Here is a 13,872-nt window from a genome sequence, read left to right as displayed (position 1 = left end):
TTTCCTGCGGTGGCGTGCAGGCAAACAACAGTCCGTGCAAAGCAGGAGGCATTCACAAGATTCCTCCGAATTTGAACGAGACGATGCGTGCCGGCTGCTCGATGGAGAGCCGCTGCAACTGGAGAACCCTGAATGAAGAAAACCCTCACGGCATTCGCTGCCCTGGCCGTCTGCGGGCTGGCCTCTGCCCAATCCTCCGTCACGTTGTTCGGCGTCGTCGACGCGGGCCTGACCTACCAGTCGGCGACCTCGCGCGACGCGACCACCGGCGCATCGGTGAAGTCCAGCAAGACCAGCCTGGCCAACTCCGGCTACAACTCCAGCCGCATCGGCTTTCGCGGCACCGAAGACCTCGGCGGCGGCCTGGCCGCGAGCTTCTGGCTCGAAGCGCCCATCACCAACGACGACGGCGCCACCGGCATCGCCACCTTCGCCCGCCGCTCCACCGTGAGCCTGTCGGGTGGCTTCGGCGAGCTGCGCCTGGGCCGCGACTACACGCCCACCTTCTGGAACGACACCGTGTTCGACCCGTTCGGCACCAACGGCTCGGGCACCAACGTCATCAGCACCGTCAGCGGCAACACCACCATCAACAACGCCAACTACGTGCGCGCCAGCAACTCGGTGGGCTACTTCCTGCCGCCGAACCTGGGCGGCTTCTATGGCCAGGTGCAGTACAGCCTGCACGAGAACGCCAGCACCGACGCGACCAGCACCACGGCTGCTTCCAGCAGTACCGCCGGGCGCTACGTCGGCGGGCGCTTCGGCTACGCCAACGGTCCCCTGGACGTGGCACTGAGCGTGGGCCGGAGCACGGTGGTGGACACCACCGCGCTGGAGCGCAAGGTGCAGACCATCAACCTGGGCGCTTCGTACGACTTCGGTCCGGTGAAGCTGTTCGGTGAGCTGTCGAACGTGAAGAACAAGTTCGACTACGCGGCAGCGGCCGACACGCACGACACCTACAACGGCTACCTGATCGGCGCGACCGTGCCGGTGGGTGCGGGCCTGATCCGCGTGGCGTACTCGCAGGTGCGCTACAACGAAGGCACGGCCGGCATCACGGGCGAGGACCCGCTGGCGCGCAAGTTCGCGGTCGGCTATGTGCACAACCTGTCCAAGCGCACGGCGCTGTATGCGACGGTGGCGCGCGTGAACAACCGCAACGACGTGAACTACACGGGCAGCCTGGTGTCGGCCAGCACCACGGGCTACGGCAGCGCGGGCGTGAGCTACACGGGCCTGCCGCGTTCTTCCACCGGCTACGACTTCGGTATCCGTCACGCGTTCTGATGCAGGGCGCGCGCCGCGCGGGACAAAAGGGCGCGTGCTCTTTTCTCCCGCACGGCTTTTGTTTTTCAGTCAGCAGTGAGATTTCCAATGGACCGAATCCGACTCTTCGCGAGCGTGCTGATGGCCGGCGGCTTGGCCGGCTGCATCATGCTGCCTCCGCCCCCTCCACCCATGCTCCATGGTCCCGCGCCGGGCTTTCGCGGCGAAGGGCCACCGATGAACTACGGCGCACGCAGGCCGCCGCCGCCCGGCTGGGAAGCCTGCGACGGCGCGCGGGACGGCTGCATGCGCGGCATGCCGGGCCAACCCGACGGCCAGGCTCCAGGAGCCCGTTGATGACCGGGGCGCAACTGCACTCCGGCAACCTCGGCACGATCATCGCCGGCGTGATTCTCCTCGGCATGGCCGGCGTGGCCTGCATGATGATTTCGCTGTTCGTCACCAACCTGCGGCAGGGCGCGAGGGCGCGCGAGCTCGCGGCGCAGGCCCGCGGCGAGGCGCAGCAAAGGCTGGGCGCGAGCCGCGTGCAAGACCTGCGGCCGCTGCTCGATGCCGCCCCGGCCTGCCGGGACATCCGCCTCGACATCCAATTGCCGCCAGAGGCCGTTCCCGTGCTGGCGATAGAGGCCGAGCTGCGTGAGCTGCTCGCCAAGGTCGCGGCATATGCGGCCAGCGTGATGCGCGCAGGCGCGACGCTGCAGGTTTCCGCCCAGGCGGAGGGCGGGCAGGCGGTGATCCACTGGCGCGACCTCGATGCCGTCGACGTGCGGCCGCCGCTGGCGAGGTTCTTCGACAACGCCCATGCGGCGGCAGCCGACGCCAGCGCCCGGGCCTGCGAGCGCATCGCCAGCCGCCATGGCGGACGCATCTACTCGGCGCCGCATGCAGGAGGCGTGCTGGGGCTGACGCTGCGCCTGCCGCTGCTGGCCGGCGAGCGCGTTCTGGGGTTGGCCGGCTGAACGGCTGACTGATCGACGCCGGCCGGCCGGAACGGGCCTCCTGGAACTCCGCGCGATACTCGCGGTCCCACGGTGCCGCCGCCTTTCTTCCCCGATGCCGAACGTGCGATCCATTGCTTCCCCGACCTCTTTTCTCCGCGCGTTCGCCGCGAGCGCGGCCCTTCTCGCCGCCGGTGCGCTGCATGCGCAGGCCTTGCCGGCGGGCGTGCACCTTGGCATGTCGGCCGAGGAACTGCGGGCCGTGCTGCCCGCGGCCGAGCGCGTGCAGCGCCCGCAGCGGCTGAGCGGCGGGCTGGCCGGCAGCTGGCGCGCGGCCCCGGTCGAGATGGCGGGGCTGCTGTTCGAGCCGACCTTCTTCTTCGCCGCCTCGGAGCTGCGCCGCGTCGAATACGTGGCAGCGGTACAGGTCACGCCCGACAACGGCGCGGCCGCCTTCGCGGCGCTCGTGCGATGGGGCCGAGGGGTGTTCGGCAATGAGCTCGCATCGCGCGACCCGGGCAGCGCGTACGCCGCATGGGTGAGCAACGACACCGACGTCTACGTGCAGCAGCAGGCCGGCGATCCGCGCCGCGCGAGCGTGCGGCTGGTCTACAAGGCGCGGCAGCTGCGCGACGGCAGCGAACTTTGAGCTTCGCCGCACCATGGGAAGTTGTCCTGCAAGCCGATTCGAATCTGTCTGGCCGGCGGCGCCCGGCCGGCGGAGAGACTGCCGTCTCCAAATTCTTCATGGAGACGACGATGCCCGAGGCCAGCGAGGTCCGCATTCCGCAGGACGATGAGCAGATCGATGTCACCGACCTGAAAGAGGTCGACTACTGGACAAAATGGTTCGGCGTGACCGAGGCTCGCCTGCGCACGGCCGTGGCGTCTGCCGGCACGCGCAGGGACGATCTGCGCGTCTACCTCGGGTTGCCCTGAAGCGGCTGCAGCCGCGCTGCTTCAGGCGGCGGCCAGCATGCCCCGTTCCTCGATGAACGCGACCACCTCGGCCACGCCGGTGAGCGTCTTGAGGTTCGTCATCACGTAGGGCCGCTGGCGGCGCATGCGCTGCGTGTCCTGCTCCATCACGTCGAGGTTGGCGCCCACGTAGGGGGCGAGGTCGGTCTTGTTGATGACGAACAGGTCGCTCTTGGTGATGCCGGGGCCGCCCTTGCGCGGAATTTTTTCGCCGGCCGCCACGTCGATCACATAGATCGTGAGGTCCGACAGCTCGGGGCTGAAGGTGGCCGCGAGATTGTCGCCGCCCGATTCGACGAACACGATGTCGGCGTCCGGAAAATCCTCGAGCATGCGGTCGATGGCTTCGAGGTTGATCGACGCGTCCTCGCGGATGGCGGTGTGCGGGCAACCGCCCGTCTCGACGCCCATGATGCGTTCGGCCGGCAGCGCACCAGCCACCGTCAGCAGGCGCTGGTCTTCCTTGGTGTAGATGTCGTTGGTGATGGCGATCAGGTCGTACTTGTCGCGCATCGCCTTGCAGAGCATTTCGAGCAGCGTGGTCTTGCCCGAGCCGACCGGGCCGCCGATGCCTACGCGCAGCGGGGGCAGTCTCTTGGTGCGATGGGGGATGTGGTGCAGGGCGGAGGTCATGGAGGGTGTGTCCGGTTCAGCTTCGGAAGAGGCGGGAATATTGTGTTTCATGGCGGGCCGACAACACCGCCAGCAGGGGCGCGAAGGCCTGGCGCTGGTCGTCGCCGAGGGCCATGGCGCGGGTCACGGCATCCGGGATTTCCTGCGCCAGCCGCCCGAGGATGCGCTGGCCCGCGCTCTGGCCGAGCGGCACGGCCTTGACGGCGGCGGCGACCATGTTCTCGGCCCAGCCGAAGGCGAAGGCCAGGCAGCCGTCGTGCACCGTGGCGCCGGTGCGGCCAACTGCGAACGCGAAGGCGATGGGGTAGCTTGCAGGCAGGTCGGCGAAGACGTCGGCGGTGTCGGCATGGTGCAGCTTGAGCCACTCGACGAAGGAGCGGCCCATCTGTTCGGTCTGCAGGAAAAATTCGGCCGATTCGCGGGTGCTTATCACCCACTGATTGAGTTCGCGGATGCGCGGCAGGTCGTTGGCGCGCCAGGCCGCGATGGCCTGCGCGAAGGCGGCGAGATCGCCACGCGCGAAGCTCAGGTGCAATTGGTCTGCGATCCATTCGGCGGCCTTGGCCTCCGAGTCGACGCCGGCCCATTCCACCGCCGCCTCTATGCCTTCGGAATACGAGAAGCCGCCCACCGGCAGGGCCGGGGAGGCGAGCCAGATGAGCTGCAGCAAGCTGTTGGCGCTGACTGGGTTGGGCATGTCAGTTTTGCACCGGGCGGCTTTGTTCGGGGTGCGTGCACAGGCCACCGGGTACTCCCCTCCGCGAATGTCCCCCGCCTTCGGCTCCTCCTTTATTTCGCTGCGGGGAGCACCCGGTGCCCTGTGCACGATGGGCGCTGCCGTTGTTTCGCTCGATCAACAAGTGCTCTGAACGATCACGACGGCGGGGTGCCTTGCGCAGCGAAATAAAGGAGGAGGCCGCAGGCCGGGGGACATTCGCGGAGCAAGGTACCCCGTCGGCGTGAGCGCGCCCCGGATCACGCATGGCCATGATCGTCGAGCAGTTCCGGCGCGAGCACGAGCGGCTTCGGCCCTTTGCTGCCGCTATGCGAGTGCCCATGGTCATGGCTGTGACCCCCGCCGTGCGAATGCTCATGCGAACCATAGGCGCCGCTCTCGGGCTCGAAGGCTTCTTCCACCGCGACGACGATCAGGTGCATCGAACGCAGCATGTCGGCCAGCACATGATCGGGCTCGATCTTCAGGTGGTCGGGTCGGAGCTCGATCGGCACATGGCGGTTGCCCAGGTGGTAGGCCGCGCGCGTCAGGTCGAAGGGCGTGCCGTGGGCCGTGCAATGCGTGATGCGCAGAACCGGCTGCGGCGCGGCGATGACGCGGACCAGCGAGCCGTCTTCGGCCACCAGCACATCGCCGCCCCGCACGGCGGTGCCGCGTGGCAGGAACACGCCGATCTGGCGGCCCTGCGAGTCGGTGGCGTCGAAGCGGCTTTTCTGACGGATGTCCCAGTCGAGTTCGATGGTGGCGGCGCGCTTGAGCAGCACGGGCGCAAGGCCGCGGCCCAGGGGCATGAGTTTGTTGGCGGTGAGCATGGTGGCTTGCGGCTCCAAATGAGGCGGGCTAATATAACGTTCGTTATAACTTCTGTTCAACGGAGCGTCCAATGTCCGCCCTCAAACTGACTCAGATCGGTAACTCTGTCGGCATCATCCTGCCCAAGGAAGTGCTGGCGAGCATGAACGTGGGCAAGGGCGACACCGTCTACCTCACGCAGGCCGCCAACGGCGGGGTCACGATCACGCCGTACGACGACGAGTTCGAGCGGCAGATGGAGGCGGCGCGCCGCGTCATGAAGAAGCGGCGCAATGTTCTGCGCGAGCTTGCCAAGTGAGCGCCGCCAACCAACACTGGGTCTGGCTGAACCTGAGTGTGATCCAGTTGGTCCATGAAGAACAGCTCGCCGAGCATGGTGGTCCCGCCGGTGTGCGTGACGAGGGAATGCTTGCATCCGCCATGGGCCGACCGCAGAGCCGCGCGATGTACGAATCTCCCGATGCGGCCACGCTGGCCGCGAGCTACGCATTCGGCATCGCCCGCAACCACCCGTTCGTGGACGGCAACAAGAGAACCGCATTCGTTGCGATGGAAACTTTCCTCGATCTCAACGGATTCGAGCTCCTCGCGTCCGACGAGGACTGCGTACTGAAGACGCTCGGCCTCGCGGCGGGGGAGATCGACGAAGCCTCCTTTGCCCAATGGATTCGCGAGAACCTCGCACCGCGCAGCCCCTGACATTCAAAACAGGAAATACCGCTGCGCCATCGGCAGCAGCTTCGCCGGCTCGCAGGTCAGCAGGTGCCCGTCGGCGCGCACCGCGTAGGTCTGCGCATCGATCTCCATCTTCGGCGTGTAGCCGTTGTGGATCAGATCCTTCTTGCGCACGTTGCGGATGTTCTTCACCGCGCTGAGGTTCTTGCTCAGGCCGTAGCGTTCCTTGATGCCCGAGGCCAGGCCGGCCTGCGAGACGAAGGTCAGCGAGCTCTTCGCGAGCGAGCCGCCGTACGCGCCGAACATCGGCCGGTAGTGCACCGGCTGCGGCGTGGGGATCGACGCGTTCGGGTCGCCCATCGCAGCCATTGCGATGGTGCCGCCCTTCAGGATGGTGAAGGGCTTCACGCCGAAGAAGGCGGGCTTCCAGATCACGATGTCGGCCCACTTGCCGACTTCGAGCGATCCGACCTCGTGCGCGATGCCGTGCGCGATGGCCGGGTTGATCGTGTACTTGGCAACGTAGCGCCTGGCGCGGAAGTTGTCGTTGCGCTCGTTGTCTTCGGGCAGCGTGCCGCGCTGCAGCTTCATCTTGTGCGCGGTCTGCCAGGTGCGGATGATGACTTCGCCGACGCGGCCCATGGCCTGGCTGTCGGAGCTGAACATGCTGATCGCGCCGAGGTCGTGCAGCACGTCTTCGGCGGCAATCGTTTCCTTGCGGATGCGCGATTCGGCAAAGGCCAGGTCTTCGGCGATGCCGGCGTCGAGGTGGTGGCACACCATGAGCATGTCGACGTGCTCGTCGAGCGTGTTCACGGTGTAGGGCATCGTGGGGTTGGTGGACGACGGCAGGAAGTTGGCCTCGCCCACCACGCGCAGGATGTCGGGCGCATGGCCGCCGCCCGCGCCTTCGGTGTGGAAGGCGCAGATGGCGCGCCCGCCCACGGCCGCGATGGTGTTCTCGACAAAGCCCGATTCGTTGAGCGTGTCGCTGTGGATGGCCACCTGCGTGTCGGTGGCGTCGGCCACGTCGAGGCAGTTGCTGATGGCCGCGGGCGTGGTGCCCCAGTCTTCATGCAGCTTCAGGCCGATGACGCCGGCTTCGATCTGCTCGTGCAGCGCGTGCGGCAGGCTTGCATTGCCCTTGCCGAGGAAGCCCAGGTTCATCGGGAACGCATCGGCCGCCTGCAGCATGCGCTCGATGTGCCAGGGGCCGGGCGTGGCGGTGGTCGCGAAGGTGCCGGTGGCGGGGCCGGTGCCGCCGCCGAGCATGGTGGTGACGCCGGAGGTCAGCGCCTCCTCGATCTGCTGCGGACAGATGAAGTGAATGTGGCTGTCGATGCCGCCGGCGGTGACGATGTTGCCCTCGCAGCTGATGATCTCGGTGCCGGGGCCGATGACGATATCGACGCCCGGCTGCACGTCGGGGTTGCCGGCCTTGCCGATGGCGGCGATGCGGCCGTCCTTCAGGCCGATGTCGGCCTTGACGATGCCCCAGTGGTCGAGGATGAGCGCGTTGGTCAGCACCGTGTCGACGGCGCCCTGCGCACGCGTGCGCTGCGATTGCGCCATGCCGTCGCGAATCGTCTTGCCGCCGCCGAACTTCACCTCTTCGCCGTAGCCGCCGGCGCGCAAGGTGTAGTCAGCCTCGACTTCGATCAGCAGGCCGGTGTCAGCAAGACGGACCCGGTCGCCCACGGTGGGGCCGAAGATTTCTGCGTAGGCGCGTCGCCCGATGGTGGCCATGTTTAGAGCTTCCCTTGAACCAGGCCGCGAAAGCCGTAGACGATGCGATCGCCCGAAAAATCGACCAGCTCGACCGTGCGCTGCTGGCCCGGTTCGAAGCGCACCGCGGCGCCCGATGCGATGTTCAGCCGCATGCCGCGCGCGGCCTCGCGATCGAAGCCGAGCGCGCCGTTGGTCTCGGCGAAGTGGTAGTGCGAGCCGACCTGGATCGGCCGGTCGGCGGTGTTCTGCACCACCAGCGTGAGGGTGCGGCGGCCGGGGTTGAGCGTGTGCTCGCCGTCGTCGGTGAGGAGTTCGCCGGGGATCATGTTCAGACGGCCTGTGCCAGCAGCGACGCACCGAGCACCACCACCGCGGCGCCGGCCACGCGCGGCAGCCATGCGTTGGCGTGGCGCAGCGCCCAGCCCACCGCGATGCCCGCGAGGTGCAGCAGCACGGTCGCACCGACCATGCCGGCCAGCGTAAGGGCCGCGCCTTCTTCGCTCGCCAGTTCGTGGCCGTGGGCCACGCCATGGAAAACGGCGAACACGCCGACCACCGTCATGGCGACCACGGCCGGCAGGTGAACGCGCGTGGCCACCAGCAGGCCCAGCACCAGCAGCGAGGCCGCGATCATCGGCTCGACCGCCGGCAACTGCACGCCGGCCAGGCCCATCAGCGCGCCCACCAGCAGCATGCCGGCGAAGGCCAGCGGCGCCCAGAGCAGATCGGGCCAGGCGCGGCGCGCGGCCAGCGCGCTCCAGAGGCCGACCGCGACCATGGCGGCGAGGTGGTCGGCACCGGTCAGCGGATGCAGGAAGCCGGTGGTGAAGCCGTGATGCAGGCCGCCGTCGACGCCGGTGTGGGCGCTGGCTGCGAGGGGCAGCACGAGGGCGGCGAACAGTGCGAGGCTTCTGGAAGCAGTGGTCTTGCGCATGGAAAAAATCCTTCTTGTTCTGGGTGTGTCAGACGATCGGCTGGTGGACGGTTACCAGCTTGGTGCCGTCGGGGAAGGTGGCTTCGATCTGGATGTCCGGGATCATCTCGGCGATGCCGTCCATCACGTCGGCGCGGGTCAGCACGCCGCGCCCGTCGCTCATGAGCTCGGCGACGCTCTTGCCGTCGCGAGCGCCTTCCATCACGGCGGCGGAAATCAGGGCGATGGCTTCGGGGTAGTTGAGCTTGAGGCCGCGGGCCTTGCGGCGTTCAGCCAGCAGCGCCGCGGTGAAGATCAGCAGCTTGTCTTTTTCGCGCGGGGTCAGTTCCATGGGATCGGCATCGGGTGGCGGAGGGTGGCGGCCATTATGGGCAAGCCGGCTTCTTTGCAACAGTCGTGCCCTGTTCGCCAAAAGTCGTACGTGTGGCACGAAAGATGCACCGAAACGGTGTGAACGCTGCCAACACACCCACCACCCCCGACGACGCGCCGCAGCGCATCGTCAAGGTGCGGCGCGACTACAACAGCTGGGTGGCCAGCGAGACGCTGGAAGACTACGCGCTGCGCTACACGCCGCAGCGCTTTCGCAAGTGGTCCGAATGGCGGGTGGCCAACACGGCCTTCGGGGCGGCGTCGTTCCTGATCCTGGAAGCGGTGGGCGCCACGCTGCTGGTGCAGTACGGCTTTGCCAACGCCTTCTGGGCGATCCTGGCGACGGGGCTCATCATCTTCCTGGCGGGCGTGCCGATCAGCGTGTATGCGGCGCGCTATGGCGTCGACATGGATTTGCTCACGCGCGGCGCGGGTTTCGGCTACATCGGCTCGACGCTCACCTCGCTGATCTATGCGAGCTTCACCTTCATCTTCTTCGCGCTCGAGGCGGCAGTGATGGCCTATGCGCTGGAACTGGCGCTGGGCATCCCGCCTGTGTGGGGCTACCTGGTGTGCGCGCTGGTGGTGATCCCGCTGGTCACGCATGGCGTGTCGGCCATCAGCCGGCTGCAGCTGTGGACGCAGCCGTTGTGGCTGCTGATGCTGGTGGTGCCTTTTGCCTATGTACTGGTGCGCGATCCTGGTGCATTCGCGGGCATCGTGCACTACAACGGGGTTCGCTCGGGCACGAATGGCTTCAATCTGCACCTGTTTGGCGCCGCGCTCACGGTCGGCATCGCGCTGATCACGCAGATGGGCGAGCAGGCCGACTACCTGCGCTTCATGCCCGCGCGCACCGCGACCACGGCGCGCCGCTGGTGGGCCGGGGTGCTGGCCGGAGGGCCGGGCTGGGTGGTGCTGGGCGTGCTCAAGATGCTGGGCGGGGCGCTGCTGGCCTACCTGGCGCTCACGCACATGGTGCCGGCCGACCGGGCGGTCGATCCGAACCAGATGTACCTCGCGGCCTACGAATACGTGTTTCCGCACTACGGGTGGGCGGTGGCGGCCACGGCGCTGTTCGTGGTGATCTCGCAGCTCAAGATCAACGTGACGAACGCCTATGCCGGCTCGCTGGCCTGGAGCAACTTCTTCTCGCGCGTGGCGCACAGCCATCCGGGGCGCGTGGTGTGGGTGGTGTTCAACGCGCTGATCGCCTTCATGCTGATGGAGATGAACGTGTTCGAGGCGCTGGGCGACGTGCTCGGTCTGTTCGCCAACATCGCCATCGCCTGGATGATGGCCGTGGTGGCCGACCTCGTCATCAACAAGCCGCTGGGGCTGTCGCCGCCGGGCATCGAGTTCAAGCGCGCGCACCTGTGGGACATCAACCCGGTGGGCGTGGGCGCGATGGCGCTGGCCTCGGTGCTGTCGATCACCGCGCACCTGGGCATGTTCGGCCCGCTGGCGCAGGCCTTCTCGGCGCTGATCGCACTCGGCACGGCGCTGGTGGCGTCGCCGCTGCTGGCCTGGGCGACGGGGGGCAAGTACTACCTGGCGCGCGGCTCCGATGAACACCACGGCGCGGTGGCCTTCGCGCCCGCCGAAGGTCCGCGCGCGGTGCGCTGGGCCAAGGTCGAGACCGGCAGCTACCAGCGCCTGAAGGTGCAGCACTGCGTGATCTGCGAGCGCGAGTACGAAGGGCCGGACATGGCGCATTGCCCCGCCTACCAGGGCGCGATCTGCTCGCTGTGCTGCACGCTCGATGCGCGCTGCGGCGACCTGTGCAAGCCGCATGCGAGCCTCTCGTCGCAGTGGTCCGGCGTGCTGCGCTGGCTGCTGCCGCGCCGCAGCTGGCGCTACCTCGACACCGGGCTCGGCCACTTCCTGCTGCTGATGCTGGTCATCGTGCCGCTGCTGGCCGTGGTGTTCGGCGTGCTGTACCAGCAGGAGCTGCGTGCGTTCGGCGAAGGCGCGCTGGAGCTGGCCTCCGAGGCCGACGTGGCCGCGGCGCTCATGGGTGTGCAGAAGCTGTCGCTGCGCTCGGGCTTCCTCAAGGCGTACATGGCCTTGCTGGTCATCGCCGGCATCGTCGCGTGGTGGCTGGTGCTGGCGCACCAGAGCCGCAAGGTGGCGCAGGAAGAATCGAACCGCCAGACCCATCTGCTGGTGCGCGAGATCGAACTGCACCGCGAGACCGACCGTGCGTTGCAAGCCGCAAAACAGATCGCCGAAGAGGCGAGGGCCGTGGCCGAGCAGGCCCAGCGCGCCGCCGACCAGGCCAACCAGGCCAAGAGCCGCTACATCAGCGCCATCAGCCACGAGCTGCGCACGCCACTCAACAGCATCCTCGGCTATGCGCAGCTGATGGGCGAAGACCATTCGGTGCCGCCGCACCGCCAGCAGGCGGTGGCGGTCATCAAGCGCGGCGGCGAGCATCTGCTGTCGCTCATCGAAGGTACGCTGGCCATCGCGCACATCGAGGCCGGCAAGCTCACGCTGCATGCGCGGCCGATGCGCTTCGCCGACACGATGCGCGAGCTGGCCGACATGTTCGAGCTGCAGGCGGCGGAGAAGGGGCTGCAGTTCCACTTCGATGCTGCAGGCGCGTTGCCCGAGGTGGTGCGCGCGGATGAAAAGCGCGTGTGCCAGATCCTCATTAACCTGCTGGGCAACGCGATCAAGTTCACGGCGGCCGGGCAGGTCACGCTGCGGCTGGCCTATGCGCGCGAGTTCGCGTCGGTGGAGATCGAGGACACGGGACCGGGCATGCCGGCCGAGGACATCGAGCGGATCTTCGAGCCGTTTGCGCGCGGGAATGCAGCGGGCGCATCGGCCGCGCCGGGCGCGGGCCTGGGGCTCACCATCGCCAAGATGCTCACCGACCTGATGGGCGGCGAGATGAAGGTGCAGAGCACGCCGGGCGTGGGCTCGCTGTTCTGCGTGCGCCTGTTCCTGCCGCGCGTGCACGACGCCATGGCCGGCACCGGCCGACCGCTGCCGGTGCAGCGCGCGCGGCGCGGCTACGAAGGCCCGCGCCGCCGCCTGCTGGTGGTCGACAACGAGGAGGCCGACCGCGACCTGCTGGGGCATGTGCTCGCGCCGCTGGGCTTCGAACTGCGCAGCGCGGCCAGCGGGCACGATGCGCTGGACCTCATCGCCGCCGGCTACCGGCCCGACGCGATGTTCGTCGACCTCGCGATGCCCGGCATCGACGGCTGGGAGACGATCCGCCGCGCGCGCAAGCTCGGGCTGACCGAGGCCTCGGTGGCCATCGTCTCGGCCAATGCGTTCGACAAGGGGCTCGACAACGACGTGGGCATTGCGCCCGAAGACTTCTTCGTGAAGCCCGTGCGCCACACCGAACTGCTCGACTGGCTCGAACGCCGGCTCGGGCTGCAATGGACCGACACCGCCGCCGGGCCTGCGCCCGTTGCCGTTGCGCGCCCGCTGCTGCCACCTTCGCTGGAGCGCCTGCGCGCACTCGAGGAAGCGGTGGGGCTGGGCTACTTCCGCGGCATCATGAACCAGCTCGACGCCATCGACGCGGCGCAGCCCGAATGCAGTACATGGACCGAGGCCCAGCGCACGCTGGCCCGCCAGTTCCAGTTCGAAGCCATGAGCCGCGCGCTCGCCGACGCCCTCGAAAGCGCCGCATGACACAGACGCCACCCCCCGCCGTGGAAACATCGCCGCTCGCCAGGACGCTGCGCGAGCAGCAGGGCGCCAACAGCGACCTCGTGCTGATCGTCGACGACGTGCCCGACAACCTCGCGGTGCTGCACGACGCGCTCGACGAATCGGGCTACACCGTGCTCATCGCCACCAACGGCGAACAGGCGCTGCAGCGCGCCGCGCAGGCGCGGCCCGACATCGTGCTGCTCGACGCGATGATGCCGGGCATCGACGGCTTCGAGGTGGCGCGCCGGCTCAAGGCCGATGCGGCCACGGCGCACATTCCCATCGTGTTCATGACCGGGCTCACCGAGACCGAGCACCTCGTGGCCGCGCTGGAAGCCGGGGGCGTCGACTACGTCACCAAGCCCATCAAGCCCAAGGAAGTGCTCGCGCGCATGAACGTGCACCTGCAGAGCGCGCACCGCGCGCGGCAGGACGCGCGGCAGGCCGGGCAGGCGCGCAATGCGCTCGATGCCTTCGGCTACGCGAGCATCACCGTGCGCCTGCCCGAAGGCCGGCTGATCTGGCAGACGGCGCTCGCACGCGACCTGCTGCAGCGCTACTGCGACACGCGCGCGCCCGAGACGCCGCCCGCGGTGCTCGAATGGCTGCGCAGCCACACGCCCGATGCGCGCCAGCGCGGCATCGAGCCGCCGGCGCTGTCCATCGTGCAGGGCGCGAGCAGCCTCACCCTGCGGCTGCACCAGCAGACCAGCAGCGACGACGAAGGCGACGAGTGGATGATCGTCATGCGCGAGGTGTCCGACACCGCCGTGATCGAGGCCATGAGCCTGAGCCTGAAGCTCACGGCGCGCGAGGCCGAGGTGCTGTACTGGGTGGTCAAGGGCAAGACCAACAAGGACATCGGCGAGATCCTCGGCAGCAGCCCGGCCACCGCCAAGAAGCATCTCGAGCGGGTGTACGTGAAGCTCGGCGTCGAGACGCGCACGGCCGCGGCCGGCGTGGCCATCAAGCGCATCCGCGAGTTGCAGCCGCAGTTCGAGCTCTGAGGTTCCATGGCCGACGGTTCCCTGCGCTGTGTCATGGCGCCTCCTTGCAGCGTCCCTAGAATGGCTCGAGGGCCACGGGACACGCGC

16 protein-coding genes are annotated in these 13,872 nt (G+C 68.1%); 9 read left to right on the top strand and 7 right to left on the bottom strand.

Annotated features, from left to right (window positions below):
- Nucleotides 1-132: 132 nt before the first annotated feature.
- The 5 genes from ACEOAB_RS22300 to ACEOAB_RS22280 all read left to right on the top strand — a co-directional run bounded on the left by ACEOAB_RS22300 (nt 133) and on the right by ACEOAB_RS22280 (nt 3,170).
- Complete coding sequence (locus ACEOAB_RS22300) at nt 133-1,293, top strand: porin (protein WP_413750522.1); 1,161 nt, start codon at nt 133-135, stop codon at nt 1,291-1,293.
- Nucleotides 1,294-1,380: 87 nt separating this feature from the next.
- The gene (locus tag ACEOAB_RS22295; protein WP_413750521.1) at nt 1,381-1,629 is read left to right on the top strand and encodes a hypothetical protein; all 249 of its coding nucleotides are present in this window, start codon (nt 1,381-1,383) and stop codon (nt 1,627-1,629) included.
- The gene (locus ACEOAB_RS22290; RefSeq protein ID WP_413750520.1) at nt 1,629-2,252 is read left to right on the top strand and encodes an ATP-binding protein; all 624 of its coding nucleotides are present in this window, start codon (nt 1,629-1,631) and stop codon (nt 2,250-2,252) included. The genes ACEOAB_RS22295 and ACEOAB_RS22290 overlap by 1 nt, the downstream gene beginning before the upstream one ends.
- Before the next feature lie 94 nt (nt 2,253-2,346).
- A complete protein-coding gene (locus tag ACEOAB_RS22285; RefSeq protein ID WP_495653120.1) occupies nt 2,347-2,880 on the top strand; it encodes a hypothetical protein in 534 nt (177 codons plus the stop codon).
- Between the two features lie 98 nt (nt 2,881-2,978).
- Entirely contained in the window at nt 2,979-3,170 is a 192-nt protein-coding gene (locus ACEOAB_RS22280; RefSeq protein WP_235507977.1) for a DUF3606 domain-containing protein, read from the top strand.
- A gap of 21 nt (nt 3,171-3,191) precedes the next feature.
- Here the strand turns inward: ACEOAB_RS22280 and ureG are convergent, their stop codons facing one another.
- The 3 genes from ureG to ureE all read right to left on the bottom strand — a co-directional run bounded on the left by ureG (nt 3,192) and on the right by ureE (nt 5,390).
- Nucleotides 3,192-3,842, bottom strand: a complete 651-nt coding sequence (ureG, locus tag ACEOAB_RS22275; RefSeq protein ID WP_056594123.1) for an urease accessory protein UreG — start codon at nt 3,840-3,842, stop codon at nt 3,192-3,194.
- A gap of 16 nt (nt 3,843-3,858) precedes the next feature.
- Nucleotides 3,859-4,539: an urease accessory protein UreF gene (locus ACEOAB_RS22270; protein ID WP_413751341.1), complete on the bottom strand. Its 681-nt coding sequence runs from the start codon at nt 4,537-4,539 to the stop codon at nt 3,859-3,861.
- 278 nt (nt 4,540-4,817) lie between these two features.
- On the bottom strand, nt 4,818-5,390 hold the full coding sequence (gene ureE / locus ACEOAB_RS22265) for an urease accessory protein UreE (RefSeq protein WP_413751200.1): 573 nt from the start codon (nt 5,388-5,390) through the stop codon (nt 4,818-4,820).
- Between the two features lie 71 nt (nt 5,391-5,461).
- On the opposite strand from ureE, the gene ACEOAB_RS22260 reads away from it, so the two are divergent.
- Entirely contained in the window at nt 5,462-5,689 is a 228-nt protein-coding gene (locus tag ACEOAB_RS22260) for an AbrB/MazE/SpoVT family DNA-binding domain-containing protein (RefSeq protein ID WP_007833196.1), read from the top strand.
- Nucleotides 5,686-6,090: a type II toxin-antitoxin system death-on-curing family toxin gene (locus ACEOAB_RS22255; protein ID WP_413751199.1), complete on the top strand. Its 405-nt coding sequence runs from the start codon at nt 5,686-5,688 to the stop codon at nt 6,088-6,090. Before ACEOAB_RS22260 ends, ACEOAB_RS22255 begins: the two co-directional genes overlap by 4 nt.
- A 3-nt stretch (nt 6,091-6,093) precedes the next feature.
- Here ACEOAB_RS22255 and ureC read toward each other — a convergent pair whose 3' ends face one another.
- From ureC to ACEOAB_RS22235, 4 genes are read right to left on the bottom strand one after another with little or no spacing between them, the layout of a single operon-like run.
- Nucleotides 6,094-7,812, bottom strand: coding sequence for an urease subunit alpha (ureC, locus tag ACEOAB_RS22250; protein WP_413751198.1), 1,719 nt, complete (start codon nt 7,810-7,812; stop codon nt 6,094-6,096).
- A 2-nt stretch (nt 7,813-7,814) separates the two neighbouring features.
- Complete coding sequence (locus ACEOAB_RS22245) at nt 7,815-8,120, bottom strand: urease subunit beta (RefSeq protein WP_056594107.1); 306 nt, start codon at nt 8,118-8,120, stop codon at nt 7,815-7,817.
- A gap of 2 nt (nt 8,121-8,122) precedes the next feature.
- On the bottom strand, nt 8,123-8,728 hold the full coding sequence (locus ACEOAB_RS22240) for a HupE/UreJ family protein (protein WP_495653119.1): 606 nt from the start codon (nt 8,726-8,728) through the stop codon (nt 8,123-8,125).
- Nucleotides 8,729-8,756: 28 nt separating this feature from the next.
- Nucleotides 8,757-9,059, bottom strand: coding sequence for an urease subunit gamma (locus ACEOAB_RS22235; protein WP_056594100.1), 303 nt, complete (start codon nt 9,057-9,059; stop codon nt 8,757-8,759).
- Nucleotides 9,060-9,163: 104 nt separating this feature from the next.
- Between ACEOAB_RS22235 and ACEOAB_RS22230 the strand changes: the two genes are divergently transcribed.
- Both ACEOAB_RS22230 and ACEOAB_RS22225 read left to right on the top strand, forming a co-directional pair.
- Nucleotides 9,164-12,757, top strand: a complete 3,594-nt coding sequence (locus tag ACEOAB_RS22230) for a hybrid sensor histidine kinase/response regulator (protein ID WP_495653118.1) — start codon at nt 9,164-9,166, stop codon at nt 12,755-12,757.
- The gene (locus tag ACEOAB_RS22225; RefSeq protein WP_495653117.1) at nt 12,754-13,785 is read left to right on the top strand and encodes a response regulator; all 1,032 of its coding nucleotides are present in this window, start codon (nt 12,754-12,756) and stop codon (nt 13,783-13,785) included. The genes ACEOAB_RS22230 and ACEOAB_RS22225 overlap by 4 nt, the downstream gene beginning before the upstream one ends.
- Nucleotides 13,786-13,872 lie beyond the last annotated feature (87 nt).

The organism is Variovorax sp. Varisp53 (assembly GCF_059491555.1).
The sequence above is the reverse complement of the archived record's forward strand: the minus strand, read 5'-3'. Positions and strand labels throughout refer to the sequence as shown.

Bases quoted from the DNA above. Each gene is read 5' to 3' on its own strand.
- ACEOAB_RS22300 (WP_413750522.1), top strand. From the start codon at position 133: ATGAAGAAAACCCTCACGGCATTCGCTGCCCTGGCCGTCTGCGGGCTG.
- ACEOAB_RS22295 (WP_413750521.1), top strand. From the start codon at position 1,381: ATGGACCGAATCCGACTCTTCGCGAGCGTGCTGATGGCCGGCGGCTTG.
- ACEOAB_RS22290 (WP_413750520.1), top strand. From the start codon at position 1,629: ATGACCGGGGCGCAACTGCACTCCGGCAACCTCGGCACGATCATCGCC.
- ACEOAB_RS22285 (WP_495653120.1), top strand. From the start codon at position 2,347: ATGCCGAACGTGCGATCCATTGCTTCCCCGACCTCTTTTCTCCGCGCG.
- ACEOAB_RS22280 (WP_235507977.1), top strand. From the start codon at position 2,979: ATGGAGACGACGATGCCCGAGGCCAGCGAGGTCCGCATTCCGCAGGAC.
- ureG (WP_056594123.1), bottom strand. From the start codon at position 3,842: ATGACCTCCGCCCTGCACCACATCCCCCATCGCACCAAGAGACTGCCC.
- ACEOAB_RS22270 (WP_413751341.1), bottom strand. From the start codon at position 4,539: ATGCCCAACCCAGTCAGCGCCAACAGCTTGCTGCAGCTCATCTGGCTC.
- ureE (WP_413751200.1), bottom strand. From the start codon at position 5,390: ATGCTCACCGCCAACAAACTCATGCCCCTGGGCCGCGGCCTTGCGCCC.
- ACEOAB_RS22260 (WP_007833196.1), top strand. From the start codon at position 5,462: ATGTCCGCCCTCAAACTGACTCAGATCGGTAACTCTGTCGGCATCATC.
- ureC (WP_413751198.1), bottom strand. From the start codon at position 7,812: ATGGCCACCATCGGGCGACGCGCCTACGCAGAAATCTTCGGCCCCACC.
- ACEOAB_RS22245 (WP_056594107.1), bottom strand. From the start codon at position 8,120: ATGATCCCCGGCGAACTCCTCACCGACGACGGCGAGCACACGCTCAAC.
- ACEOAB_RS22240 (WP_495653119.1), bottom strand. From the start codon at position 8,728: ATGCGCAAGACCACTGCTTCCAGAAGCCTCGCACTGTTCGCCGCCCTC.
- ACEOAB_RS22235 (WP_056594100.1), bottom strand. From the start codon at position 9,059: ATGGAACTGACCCCGCGCGAAAAAGACAAGCTGCTGATCTTCACCGCG.
- ACEOAB_RS22230 (WP_495653118.1), top strand. From the start codon at position 9,164: ATGCACCGAAACGGTGTGAACGCTGCCAACACACCCACCACCCCCGAC.
- ACEOAB_RS22225 (WP_495653117.1), top strand. From the start codon at position 12,754: ATGACACAGACGCCACCCCCCGCCGTGGAAACATCGCCGCTCGCCAGG.